General features: G+C 42.2%; 14 protein-coding genes. 5 read left to right on the top strand and 9 right to left on the bottom strand.

Annotated features, from left to right (window positions below; all coding sequences use genetic code 11):
- The first annotated feature begins 158 nt into the window (after positions 1-158).
- On the top strand, positions 159-1,016 hold the full coding sequence (locus LD39_RS08920) for a DegV family protein (protein WP_035545367.1): 858 nt from the start codon (positions 159-161) through the stop codon (positions 1,014-1,016).
- Positions 1,017-1,324: 308 nt separating this feature from the next.
- Here the strand turns inward: LD39_RS08920 and LD39_RS08915 are convergent, their stop codons facing one another.
- The 4 genes from LD39_RS08915 to LD39_RS08900 all read right to left on the bottom strand — a co-directional run bounded on the left by LD39_RS08915 (position 1,325) and on the right by LD39_RS08900 (position 3,602).
- The gene (locus tag LD39_RS08915; RefSeq protein WP_035545366.1) at positions 1,325-2,011 is read right to left on the bottom strand and encodes a carboxylesterase; all 687 of its coding nucleotides are present in this window, start codon (positions 2,009-2,011) and stop codon (positions 1,325-1,327) included.
- Between the two features lie 76 nt (positions 2,012-2,087).
- A complete protein-coding gene (locus LD39_RS08910) occupies positions 2,088-2,462 on the bottom strand; it encodes a YppG family protein (protein ID WP_035545365.1) in 375 nt (124 codons plus the stop codon).
- A gap of 94 nt (positions 2,463-2,556) precedes the next feature.
- On the bottom strand, positions 2,557-2,838 hold the full coding sequence (locus LD39_RS08905; RefSeq protein ID WP_035545364.1) for a glutaredoxin family protein: 282 nt from the start codon (positions 2,836-2,838) through the stop codon (positions 2,557-2,559).
- Between the two features lie 131 nt (positions 2,839-2,969).
- Positions 2,970-3,602 carry an SDR family oxidoreductase gene (locus LD39_RS08900; protein ID WP_035545362.1) on the bottom strand — a complete coding sequence of 211 codons (633 nt, stop codon included), beginning with the start codon at positions 3,600-3,602 and terminating at the stop codon, positions 2,970-2,972.
- A gap of 138 nt (positions 3,603-3,740) precedes the next feature.
- On the opposite strand from LD39_RS08900, the gene LD39_RS08895 reads away from it, so the two are divergent.
- A complete protein-coding gene (locus LD39_RS08895) occupies positions 3,741-4,838 on the top strand; it encodes an SDR family oxidoreductase (RefSeq protein ID WP_035545356.1) in 1,098 nt (365 codons plus the stop codon).
- A gap of 34 nt (positions 4,839-4,872) precedes the next feature.
- Here the strand turns inward: LD39_RS08895 and abc-f are convergent, their stop codons facing one another.
- The 3 genes from abc-f to LD39_RS08885 form a co-directional block, all read right to left on the bottom strand.
- Entirely contained in the window at positions 4,873-6,735 is a 1,863-nt protein-coding gene (gene abc-f / locus LD39_RS08890; protein WP_052158792.1) for a ribosomal protection-like ABC-F family protein, read from the bottom strand.
- Between the two features lie 105 nt (positions 6,736-6,840).
- Entirely contained in the window at positions 6,841-6,948 is a 108-nt protein-coding gene (locus tag LD39_RS23840) for an RAxF-45 family protein (RefSeq protein ID WP_304413573.1), read from the bottom strand.
- 57 nt (positions 6,949-7,005) lie between these two features.
- Entirely contained in the window at positions 7,006-7,473 is a 468-nt protein-coding gene (locus LD39_RS08885; RefSeq protein ID WP_035545348.1) for a MarR family winged helix-turn-helix transcriptional regulator, read from the bottom strand.
- A 157-nt stretch (positions 7,474-7,630) separates the two neighbouring features.
- Here LD39_RS08885 and LD39_RS08880 point away from each other — a divergent pair, with 157 nt between their 5' ends.
- Positions 7,631-8,242 carry a bifunctional 2-polyprenyl-6-hydroxyphenol methylase/3-demethylubiquinol 3-O-methyltransferase UbiG gene (locus tag LD39_RS08880; protein WP_035545347.1) on the top strand — a complete coding sequence of 204 codons (612 nt, stop codon included), beginning with the start codon at positions 7,631-7,633 and terminating at the stop codon, positions 8,240-8,242.
- A gap of 16 nt (positions 8,243-8,258) precedes the next feature.
- Here the strand turns inward: LD39_RS08880 and LD39_RS08875 are convergent, their stop codons facing one another.
- Positions 8,259-9,185: a YegS/Rv2252/BmrU family lipid kinase gene (locus LD39_RS08875; RefSeq protein WP_052158791.1), complete on the bottom strand. Its 927-nt coding sequence runs from the start codon at positions 9,183-9,185 to the stop codon at positions 8,259-8,261.
- A 269-nt stretch (positions 9,186-9,454) separates the two neighbouring features.
- Between LD39_RS08875 and LD39_RS08870 the strand changes: the two genes are divergently transcribed.
- Positions 9,455-9,898 carry a MarR family winged helix-turn-helix transcriptional regulator gene (locus tag LD39_RS08870; protein ID WP_035545344.1) on the top strand — a complete coding sequence of 148 codons (444 nt, stop codon included), beginning with the start codon at positions 9,455-9,457 and terminating at the stop codon, positions 9,896-9,898.
- Between the two features lie 5 nt (positions 9,899-9,903).
- Positions 9,904-11,286, top strand: a complete 1,383-nt coding sequence (locus LD39_RS08865) for an MATE family efflux transporter (RefSeq protein ID WP_035545341.1) — start codon at positions 9,904-9,906, stop codon at positions 11,284-11,286.
- On the opposite strand, the gene LD39_RS23530 is transcribed toward LD39_RS08865, so the two are convergent.
- On the bottom strand, positions 11,283-11,551 hold a 269-nt coding region (locus LD39_RS23530; protein WP_035545340.1), incomplete at its 5' end, for a hypothetical protein. The two genes, LD39_RS08865 and LD39_RS23530, sit on opposite strands and share 4 nt — an antisense overlap.

The following is an 11,551-nucleotide window of genomic DNA, read 5'->3' as shown; positions in this document are numbered from 1 at the left end:
GGCTTGGAGGATCTATAGTCCTTTTTGGATTAATGATGTTTATTTTCAGTACGACGAAAAAAGTGAAGCCGAAAATCACACATGTTTCAAACAAACAGTAAACTCAATCTTATTTGCTATAATAGAAGAACGACCACTACTTGAGAGCAGGTGAACAGATGACAACACAAATCATTATCGACGGCGGCGGAGATTTGCCCGCTAGCGTAAAAGAGCGCTATCAAGTCAAAATCGTACCTTTAAACCTCCACTTCGGCGATGAACAATACAAAACAGGAGAAACGATTGACCTCCCTACCTTTTATAAGAAATTGAAACAATCGGACGAGCTGCCACGCTCTTCTTCTCCAAGCCCGAACGACTTTTATGAAAAGTACAAAGAAGTCGACCCGTCTGATGATATTCTTGTCCTTGCTATGACCCGCGGACTAAGCAGCACGTATGATAGTGCCGTCATCGGAAAAAACATGTTGCTGGAAGAGGAGCCCGACCGACGGATTGCGGTTTTGAATACGAAAACAGCTTCCTGTGGAATTGCCTTGCTCTTTCAAGAGGCAATGGACAAAATCGAAGCAGGCATGGGATTCAACGAGGTAGTCGCGCATATAGAAGAAAGAATCGAGAAAACGACGACTTTATTCATCTTGAAAACGTTGGAAAACGTGATTAAAGGAGGACGTCTGGATAAAGTAAAGGGAGCCCTCGCAAAAACGCTGAATATTAAGCTATTGATGAAAGCAAGTGAAGACGAAGGTTCGGTTGAAGTTACGGAAAAAGTAAGAGGCAACAAAAAGTCTTTGCGTCGGTTCGTCGAACAAATTGGAGAATATGCACACAACCTTGAAGACCGCGTCATAGCTCTTTCTCACTGTAATGATGAGGCAAGAGGGATGAAAGTATTAGACAACATCAAGGAAAAATACAACTTTAAAGAAGAATTATTCATGGAAACAGGTCCGCTCATATCTACGTATGCCGGTGAAGGCGGCCTTGTAATTGCCTTTTTCAAAGATTGATAAAAAACGTCAGAGGGTGGTACAAGCCTCTGACGTTTTTTAGTACCTTCATTAACCTCGATGATACTCTTCATATTTAGGTTGTGGTGAAAGTAAAGCAAGGATCCCAGCTGTAACCGGAAAGAGTAAAGTAAGCAGAATAACTTCCTCATAGCCGCCAAGCCAATCGTGGAGATCCCAAATGGCAATGGTCCAAGCGCCGATCCGATGACCATGACTGTTTGAGCAAGATTCAACCATAATAAAAACAGGGTTGGACCGGTGCTTTTGTATCGTTTTTACTCATCGGTCTTGCCCCCCTGATTTTTCTATCCCAAAAATTCTAAAACCTTTTGGCAAAGCTCGTCCTTATCATCTCCGTGGCAGATCAAATGCTTCGACTGCTTCAAGAAGACCACTTCTTTTTCTGCTGATGGAATTTCTTCATTTAAAAATATAGCGGCTTTTCGCGGTACCATCCCATCTAGCTCTCCTTGCATAATTAACACCGGACACCGGACCTGCCCCAGATAAGGTCTCGTAAATTGGACGCACTTCATGAACTGAAAAGTGGAAAATAGATACGTATCCTTCATTTTCTTTTTGTAGCGTTTAAACAATTCATTAGAGGCTAAGGCGCCTTTCCAAGCGTCCATCACCATCTCACCAACGTCTTTAGCCATCTGCGACAGACTGATGTACTTTCCTGCCGCGGATAAAAGCACAAGGCGCTCAATTTCATATTTGGCGGCTAAATAAGCAGCAATCATTCCTCCCATGGAAAAGCCGACAATTACCACAGTCTCATTTCTTTCCAGCAATCCTAGCAGAGCAAGCTCTGCTGTAGCAATCCATTCTTGATAATAATGCCCTTCCAAATCAAGGTCTTCCCCATGTCCAGGCAAGGTCGGATTCGCCAACTCCCAATCCGTTCGCTCTTTAAGAAAATCGACTAAGGGCTGAACCTCTTCCGGGCTTCCCGTATACCCATGGATACATAAACAACCAACGCTCATGTTCTTTCCTCCGACTGTTAATTTAGCTATGCCATAACTATAGAAAAATACGCGCTACGACAAGCAGTAGCGCGTGTTATTTAATGCCTTTTACAAATGATCCGATCCCTTTGACAATAGGACTCACTTGCTTGACTGTTTTCATGACCTGCCCTGTTGTAGACATCATTTTATCAAGATCCAGCTGCCCTTCCTCATCCTGAAAATAATTCATGAACGTTTTCGGAATAGCTCCTACATTCATGGAAGGGTTCGCATTTCCATTTTCAGTATAACCGGCGTAGTCGTAACTATACATGTATGGATTTTGATAAGTGTACATCCCCTGTTGAGAGGGGTTGAAATTCCACTCACTGGCGTAACTTTGGGGAGCAGGTTGATAATAAGGATAACTAGATGGCACTCGGTACCACTGAGGCCATTGTTGTTGCTGTTGATTATAAGGGTACATGGGTCTTCCACCTTTTACGTGTTTACTTCAGCCTATGTAAAGACAGCGGAAAGAGTGTAAAAAAAAAGCAAGTGATATAGGAATCACTTGAGTCTTAAGAAAAGTTCATAGCGTCTTTATCCAAAAAACGTTCTTCATAGGAAATCCCTAGAGTACGTTTTAATTTACGTTCTTGAAAACCTAAAATCTTTTCATCATCGATAAACGTTGCGGGTGTACCGTATATTCTTTTGCTTTGAAGTTCTTTAAAGTGTGCACGGTTTTCGGAAACATTGCGTTCTTCATAGTCAATGTCCCATTCAGAAAGCTTAGCTAGCACTTGATCACACTGGGCACAATTTTGACTGGTGTACACCACAACTTTAGCGTTACTCATGGGTGACCCTCCCTTACCAACTGACTACTCTCTTTTTATATTTTTCATTACCCGGATACTGAATTTTTTAAACCATGTTCATGATAAAATGACCTAGTGATATGTAAAGGGGCGTCCTTGCCCCTTTACATTCAGAAAGCCAGTACATCGTCTAATGGTTTGGTACCACTGATCAAATCAAAGCTTTTATTTTCTGCCCCAGGTTCGGAAAGCAGATGCGCAAGCGTTTCCGCTACATCTTCTCTTGGAATTTCTCCATGTTCACTGAGGTGTTCTTCAAGTTTCACCTTTCCTGTACCTGGCTCGTTTGTTAAACTTCCAGGTCTTACAATCGTATAGTTGATTCCGGATTGTTTTAAATATTCATCTGCGCGGTGCTTGGCATATAAATAATGCCTAAAACCATCAGGACCTTTCTCCGGTGTGTCCGCTCCAACGGTACTGAGCATGACAAAGCGCTGAACACCAAAGTGCTTGGCGTGATCAACAGCTTTGATCGCCCCTTCCTGGTCGATCAAAAGCGTTTTATCCGCACCTGTTTGCGGACCAGAGCCAGCAGCAAAAATCACAGCCTCTACGCCATAATAGGCTTCCTCAAATCCTTTTTCCAAATCACCTAGCACGGTTTGAGCGCCAAGTTCTTCGAAATGTGGTACTTGATCGGGATCGCGGACCATTGCAACCGGTGTGTGGGAGGAATCCATTAATTTTTGAACAATATGTTTACCTACTTTTCCATTTGCCCCAATGACTAAAACTTTCATTAGTTCTACCTCCTTGCTTTTCCTTCTCCGGTTTTTCCCTTAAAACGGAATCATAAACAGTCTAACCGGCTGCAGGAAGGATTTTACACTTCGCTTCAAGAATTGAATAAGTAACCTATTATTCAGGAGTTGATTTGTGTGGCTAACACCTATGTATTCACTGGATTCCCTGGTTTTTTAGCATCAAATCTTGTTAAAGAAATATTCTTTGAAGGCTATCCTGTTGAGCGTATTTATCTCATTCACTTACCTTCGATGAGACCGCAAGCCCACGAAAGACTAGACGAACTAGCAGAAGAGATTTACATCGATTTAGATAAATTAACCTTAGTCGAAGGAGATATTACATCCGATCATTTAGCTCTTGCTGAAACGGTAAACACACACATGCAAAAAGAAGTCACACATTTTTTCCATCTCGCCGCCCTGTACGACCTGGCCGCCCCTCTCCCTGATTCATGGCTTGTGAATGTCCAGGGAACACGTGAAGTCCATCGCTGGCTAAAACAGTGCCCTAACCTGGTTCGATACATCTATTTCAGCACCGCATATGTTTCCGGAAAAAGGGAAGGAACGATTCTTGAGCATGAACTCACTCATGACAAAGGGTTTAAAAACCATTACGAATATACAAAATACGAAGCGGAGAGATTAGTGGAGGAAGAAAAAGAGCACCTCCCTCTAACGGTCATCAGACCAGGCATCACCATAGGCCAATCTTCTTCAGGGGAAACACTCAAATTTGACGGTCCCTATTTTATTTTGAATATGCTGGATCGTTTCAGATCCTCTCCTCTGATCCCTTATTTTGGAGATGGGAAGGCAAAAGTAAATCTGGTGCCGCAGGATTATGTGCTTAAAGCGACTTCCTATCTGTCCCATATTCCCAAGGCAGAAGGAAAGACATATCACCTAACAGACCCAGCTCCATATACTGCTAGAGAAATCTATAAGATGTTCACTGAGAACTTTTTAAACAAACAGCCAAAGCTCACTCTCCCTGCAGCTATCGCCAGTCAAGCCTTACAGATCCGTTCCTTAAGGGAATGGGTAGGCATGCAGCCTGAGGCCGTAGACTATTTTTTCTGTGAAAGTGAATATGATAGTTCAGAAGCCCAGAAGGACTTGAAGACGTCCGGAATCACATGCCCTAATTTAGCTTCCTATCTTCCTGCAATCATCGACTATTATGAACATCATAAACAGGATAAACACAAGCATATATCCTTCCATTAAGAAAAGGCAGCGGGTAAACTCGCTGCCTCTTTCCTTATCCTATCCATTGTTCATACAACTTTTCAATCTTCGTTGTGAGTTCATCTTTTTCCGCTTGCCATTCCATTAATTGACCAGGATTTTGCTCTTGCTGCATCTTCTGATTGATTGCGTCCAATTCGTTTTCCAAGTGCTCGATTTTCTCCTCAATGGAAATTTCCTGTTTAGCGTCTTTTATTTGATATTTTGCCTGCTTTTCTTTCTTTTCAGAAGGCTTAGACGGTTTGGGGTTTTGGTCTTCAATCATATTCAACCATCGGTCCCTCGTTTCATCGTACGTGCCGATATAACGATGGAGCTCTCCATCCAGCATATATGCGGTATGTGAAAAACACTGGTTTAAGAAATAGCGATCGTGAGAAACCCCGATAACCGTACCTTCAAATTGGTTCAGCGCTTCTTCCAGTATTTCTTGGGATTCAATATCAAGGTGGTTCGTCGGTTCATCCAATATGAGGACATTGATGCCCTGATGCATGAATACAGCCAATTTTAACCTCATTTGTTCTCCGCCACTCAAGTGCCGTATTTTTTGAAATACGTCATAGCCGTAAAACATAAATCCAGCCAGTATATGACGAGCGTTCCCTTCAGTAACTGTTATCTTGGATCTAAAGTAATCGATCATTCGTTGATTACGGTCAACATTGTGAAGTGGATTTTGCGGTAAGTAACCGATCTCTACGGAAGGACCGCGCTTCACTTCACCGGCATCAGGCTTCTCCTCGTCAAGAAGCAGACGCAAGAGGGTCGATTTTCCGCTTCCATTTGCCCCTACGATCGCCAGCCTTTCCTGGTAGCGTACATGTAAGTCAACGCCCTTCAGAATCGGACGGTCTCCATAGGTCTTACATACACTTTCCGCAACGATGATGTCTTTTCCTGTCCGCCCTTCTGCATTCAGCGAAAGATTCATCTTTTTAGGGTCAAGCACCGGCCGTTCCAATTTCTCCATCCGCTCAAGCGCCTTTTCCATACTCTTTGCTTTCTTGAACAGCTTTGGATTCGGAGGGTTTGCCTCATTCGCCCATTGTCGCAGTCTTAGAATCGCTTCCCTCATTTTCTTAATCTTTTTTTGCTGCTCCTGATATTGATGAAACTCAGCAAGCAATTTCTCTTCTTTTTGTCTCTCAAAAGATGAGTAATTTCCCTTATACTCATCTATTTCTCCGGATTCGAGATCCATGATATCTGTTACCGTATGATCAAGGAAATAACGGTCATGAGAAATAATACATATCGCTCCATCATACTGCTTCAAATATTCCTCAAGCCATTCAATCGCCTGAAGATCCAGGTGATTCGTAGGTTCATCAAGTAAAAGAACATTCGGTTTTTCCAATAACAGCTTAGCTAAGCCCAGCTTCGTTTTCTCTCCACCACTCAAGTGGGAAAAAGGCTGATGAAGAAGTTCACGGATATTCAGTCCATTGGCCACCTGGTCGATTGATGCTTCGATTTCGTAGCCCCCTGCCTGAGTGAATTGCTCTTGCAATTCACCATAATCGGCTAACGCTTTTTCCATCTTTTCAGGGACCATCATTTCTTCTTCAAGCTTCTTCATTTTGCGTATCATTTCAAAGAGCGCTTCAAAAGCGGTCTCCACATAAGCTTTTCCTGTACCCTTCCATTCATCTGGGATTTGCCTCAGGTAACCAATGTTTAGTCCCTTCTGAATAAACAGGTCACCACCATCCAGTGGTTCTTCTTTTGTGATCAGCCGGAATAAGGTCGATTTCCCGCTGCCATTCCTGCCGACAAGGCCTACCCGCTGGCCTTTCCGCAGCTCAAACTGCAAAGATTCAAAAAGCACACGGCCCGCTACAATTTTATAAACATCTTTCATTGTGATCATCATAATTTGTTCCTCCTAAAGACAAAAAAAGCCAGAGGTCCCGTTACCTCTGACTTATCTAGCATCATTTGCTTATTTTATCAGGTATGAGACGTTACATTTCTTTCATTATTCAACTGTAAAAATGGACATACGTGTCCCGTTGACAGCTGAATCATGAGTTTGCGCACGGCGGATGTAATTGAATTGAAATCCTACAACGTGCTTCTGTAACATCGTCATACCCTCCTTTCGTCTTTAGAATTAACCCTAGTATACCGTATATTCTGACAATTAGCTACCCTCTTGTTGGTCCGCGTGCTTTCCTAGTTTTTTCAATAACTCGATCGCCTGTACTTTCTCCTCTTCGCTCAGACCGTCCGTAATGGCTTCGATTTGCTTCCAATGATCTGGAAAAATGCCGTGCAGTAATTCTCGACCTTTTTCCGTAATGGCAGCATACGTTATTCGTCGGTCTTCCGGGCATGGAATTCTTACAAGGTACTCTTTCTTCTCCAGCTTATCCACCACATAGGTAATACTGCCACTGGCGAGCAGGATTTTTTCCCCGATTTTTTGGAGTGGTTGATCACCCTGATGGTACAACAATTCCAGCACTCCAAACTCTGTTGGATTCAATCCGTATCGCTGGATGTCATCCTTAACTAAATCCGAAATTGCTCGTTGTGCTTTTGATAACACGACGAACAGTTTCAATGAAGGGTCTTCTTTTTTCTTACGGTACAATTCTTGTTCGCTCATATCTTTCGCCCTCTCATCCTTTTTAACAATAAAGATAGTATAAGTTTAACAAAAACAAGCTGTCAAACCATCCCATTTCACATTTTTATCACGGCTTTTGGAAGCCTCGTAAGATCTGTGTCATAATGATAATAATAAAAGAAAGCGGTGACACAATGTGATTAAAGATACAGGTGAACGCGTCATACCTGAACAAATGGATTCAATGAACAATCTTTTGCTTGAGCATATCGCCCGTTATCAGTTCTCCCTCCCTTATATGAAGGGAAGGGTTTTAGATTTATCTTGCGGCTCAGGCTATGGTACCCATATGATAGCTAAACAATGTAAAGCAGAGATTGACGAAGTGATTGGTGTGGACATCGATGAAGCCGTTATTCAATATGCACGAGGCACCTACTACCATCCCAAATCCACTTTTGAAATACATAATGCTGTGGATACCGAGTTGAACAAGAAATTGGGCTTGTTCGATGTCATTGTTAGTTTTGAAACTTATGAACACATCGAAGAGGAAAAAAAGCTTTTAGATAACTTCTATAACTTGTTAAAACCTGGTGGAACTCTCATTGTCTCCACGCCTTTTGGCGAAGGAAAAGGGATACCCTGTGGATCTCCCTTTCACGTCCACCAGATTACACCGGAAGAATTCCGCAATCTGTTTTCAACCTTTTCTAAAAAGGAATTCTATTATCAAAAAGGAGTATTGATTGAACCACCAAGAGAAGAAGTGTATTACCCTTTAGGAGTGGCAGTCTGTTTCAAATAATGGCTGACAGTCATCATCATTCATCATTTGTAAAAAGTTGGAACCCCGTTCGTCCTCCACTTAAAAACGTGAAGTGGTCTTCCAGCACCTCAATCGAAGCGGGTGTTTCCCCTTTGATTTCTCCATCCATATCAATCTCTTGAGAAGAGTCGACTTCTATCTGAATCTTTTTCCCCTGACGATGATGAAGCTCTTGGAATCGACTTTCATCCGCCCAGGGGCGCTTCATAGTCATTAGTTCTTTAAATAAGGTCAAGTTTGAATTTTTGATGATGAGTACATCCAATTGTCCATCATGAAGGTCAATTGTTGGCACAGGTACTTGCCTTGTGCCGATGAATCTTCCATTCATGATTAGGATCATGACTGCCTCGCCTTGCAGAAGCTCTCCATCAACTTCGATTTTAAATTCGAATGGACGTGCTTCCGTCATCGTTTTCAATGCACTGATGAAATAGCTTAAAACTCCGAGTCGGCTTTTTTGATCTTCATCAATATTAAAAGAGGTCTGGGTAACAAGCCCGATGCCCCAAAAGTTGATAAAGTATTCGGATTCAGTCTTTCCGGCATCTACGGACACTTCTTGTCCTTTCATAATCGCTTCAGCCGCCTGAGTAAGGTTTTGCGGTATCCCTAATACCCGACTGAAATCATTGCAAGTCCCACCCGGTAGAATACCCAACACCGGTTTTTTCTCAAGCTCTGCCAAGCTGTTAATGCATTCATGAATGGTTCCATCTCCACCTAAAATGAAAAGTACATCAACGAACTCTCCCTGCTCCTTACATAAGGCCTCCAATTCCTCGACTGATTGGGTCTGGATGACATTCAATTCTTTGAAATACGGCGTGAGTACATGTATAGTCTGCGAAAGCTCCTGCTTCAACTGGTCTTGATCAGCATTGCCATTATATATAAAAAGTCCCTTTTCATAACGAGGCATTTCGAATCATCCTTCCCTACAACTATGATTGACTAATCGGAATCGATTGAAACCACTTCCATAAAAATAGTATGTACGTAAATGGCACTAACTTCTTCGCTCACAAACGCAATCTATTATTGCGATTCATTTCCCTTAGTTTACTACATCTTCTTCTGCTTTCCCTCCCATTTAATTAGCTAGCTAATTATTTATATGTAGAAAACATATCCATTTACAGAATATAAAAGCTGTTCTATACTTATATTTGTTTAGGAGGCTAAGTAATTATGAGTGAAGGACAATACAGTGAATCATTAGGCTATAACATCCATATGGTCTCACACTTTATACAGAACTTATATAATGAGAAACTCAGCGAGTTTGACCTCACCCACTCTCAAGCAAAGGTCATCTACCTTTTAGCCAATTATGGTGACCAGACTCAGTCTGACTTACAGAAGAAATTTCATATCAAAGCGTCTTCGATGAATGGAATCATTGATTCTCTGCTCAAACACGAGCGCATTCAGAAGAAATCCTGTTCCACCGATAAACGCTCGAAATGGATCGCTCTTACAGACCAAGGTCTTGAGCTTCACGATAATATTGTAAGAGTCATCCGTGAAATTGAGACTAAAGCTTCTCATGGCCTTAGTGAGGAAGAACAAAAAATCATGGTTTCCTGGCTCAAAAAAATGCAAAATAACTTGAAACCATCCGGGAGGGATTGAACAACATGAAACAACAAAGTCAACGGCTAGGAACTCAACCCATTCCTAAACTGCTCGCTAATTTATCTATTCCAGCGATGATCGGTATGTTTGTCATGGCCTTATATAATGTCATCGATACTTTATTTATTGCACGAGGTGTGGGTATCTTAGGAGTTTCAGGAGTCAGTATCGGCTTTCCAGTCATGATGATCATGATGGCCATCTCAGCAGCTGTCGGTATCGGGGGGGCTTCGGTCATATCGCGCCGTTTAGGCGAAAACAAATCTGAAGAAGCCAACCAAGTTTTCGGGAACATCCTGTTCACAATCATCATCATTAGTGCCGCCGGCGTTATTGGTGCGTTCGCCTTTCTTGAACCAATGCTTAAGTTATTTGGTGCAACCGAAAATATTTTACCTTACGCGAAAGACTATCTGTTCCCGATCATGTTGGGATCTGTTTTCTTCTCATTCGCTTTTACGACTAACAGCATTATAAGGTCTGAAGGTAATTCCAGGTTTGCAATGATTACGATGATCATTCCAGCTGTCCTTAACATCATCCTGGATCCGATCTTTATTTTCGGCCTTGATATGGGCGTTCAAGGGGCTTCGGTCGCAACCGTTATTTCCCAGGCTTCTGTCAGTATTGTTGTTCTGTATTACTTTCTTAAAGGAAAATCATCGCTCCAGCTTTATGCGGTTTATTTGAGACCAAAATTTAAGGTTTTGAAAGAAGTTATCTCAATTGGCATGCCTGCCTTCATCCGCCAGGTATCCGGAAGTGGTATGATGATTGCCATTAATTTGATGCTCATCAAGTTCGGCGGCGAATTTGAAGTCGGTGTATTCGGAATCGTCCAGAAACTTTCTATGTTTACCATTATGCCTATGATTGGTGTGCTTCAGGGCATGCAGCCAATTATCGGATACAACTATGGTGCAAAGCAATATGACCGATTAAAAGAGACGATTTTGCTTGGGATGAAAGTGGTCACCATCATTTCAGCGGGGATTTTTGTATTGATGATGGCATTCCCAGAAGGACTCATGCACATCTTTACTGGCGACGAGACAACGATTGAAACCGGGGCTCATGCGATGAGAATCATGTTTGCCCTTGCGATTCTTATTGGAGCTCAAGTCGTGAGCGGAGGTCTTTATCAAGCATTGGGAATGGCGAAGCCTGCACTCATCTTGTCCATGGCTCGCCAAGTGCTGTTCCTGATTCCTCTCGTCTTGATCCTCCCCTATTTCTTTGGAGTCACGGGGGTATGGTTAGCCTTCCCGATTTCTGATCTGTTGTCATTTATCTTGTCTATCGTCTTTTTATATAAGGATAGAGCCTTGTTCTTTAAATCCAAGAACGATTTACCAAACAATTACGAAACAGCACCAACTTCTTAATTTTCAAGCACGGGGTACTCACACGCCGTGCTTTTATTTTTGGATAACTTACAATAAGCAGCATAGATGTTTAGCTTAATCGCTATTGTTTTTGTAATAAAATCGTTTAGGAGCTGAATACATAGATATTTAAGTTTACTCAGCATAAGTGCAGGATTGTGGAAGACTCGATTTCGAGATACTTTCGGTTCCGTTGCTAAATACGGATTAGGATTGGGTGGGAAACAACTCGTCCAGCTCCCACGCCCAGACACTCGCGTCATAA

This window comes from Halobacillus sp. BBL2006 (genome assembly GCF_000786645.1).
Classification (GTDB): domain Bacteria; phylum Bacillota; class Bacilli; order Bacillales; family Halobacillaceae; genus Halobacillus.
This window is presented reverse-complemented; position numbering and strand designations above follow the sequence as displayed.

Bases quoted from the DNA above. Each gene is read 5' to 3' on its own strand.
- LD39_RS08870 (WP_035545344.1), top strand. From the start codon at position 9,455: ATGAGTGAAGGACAATACAGTGAATCATTAGGCTATAACATCCATATG.
- LD39_RS08885 (WP_035545348.1), bottom strand. From the start codon at position 7,473: ATGAGCGAACAAGAATTGTACCGTAAGAAAAAAGAAGACCCTTCATTG.
- LD39_RS08900 (WP_035545362.1), bottom strand. From the start codon at position 3,602: ATGAAAGTTTTAGTCATTGGGGCAAATGGAAAAGTAGGTAAACATATT.
- LD39_RS08920 (WP_035545367.1), top strand. From the start codon at position 159: ATGACAACACAAATCATTATCGACGGCGGCGGAGATTTGCCCGCTAGC.
- abc-f (WP_052158792.1), bottom strand. From the start codon at position 6,735: ATGATGATCACAATGAAAGATGTTTATAAAATTGTAGCGGGCCGTGTG.
- LD39_RS08915 (WP_035545366.1), bottom strand. From the start codon at position 2,011: ATGAGCGTTGGTTGTTTATGTATCCATGGGTATACGGGAAGCCCGGAA.
- LD39_RS08910 (WP_035545365.1), bottom strand. From the start codon at position 2,462: ATGTACCCTTATAATCAACAGCAACAACAATGGCCTCAGTGGTACCGA.
- LD39_RS08875 (WP_052158791.1), bottom strand. From the start codon at position 9,185: ATGCCTCGTTATGAAAAGGGACTTTTTATATATAATGGCAATGCTGAT.
- LD39_RS08905 (WP_035545364.1), bottom strand. From the start codon at position 2,838: ATGAGTAACGCTAAAGTTGTGGTGTACACCAGTCAAAATTGTGCCCAG.
- LD39_RS08865 (WP_035545341.1), top strand. From the start codon at position 9,904: ATGAAACAACAAAGTCAACGGCTAGGAACTCAACCCATTCCTAAACTG.
- LD39_RS23840 (WP_304413573.1), bottom strand. From the start codon at position 6,948: ATGTTACAGAAGCACGTTGTAGGATTTCAATTCAATTACATCCGCCGT.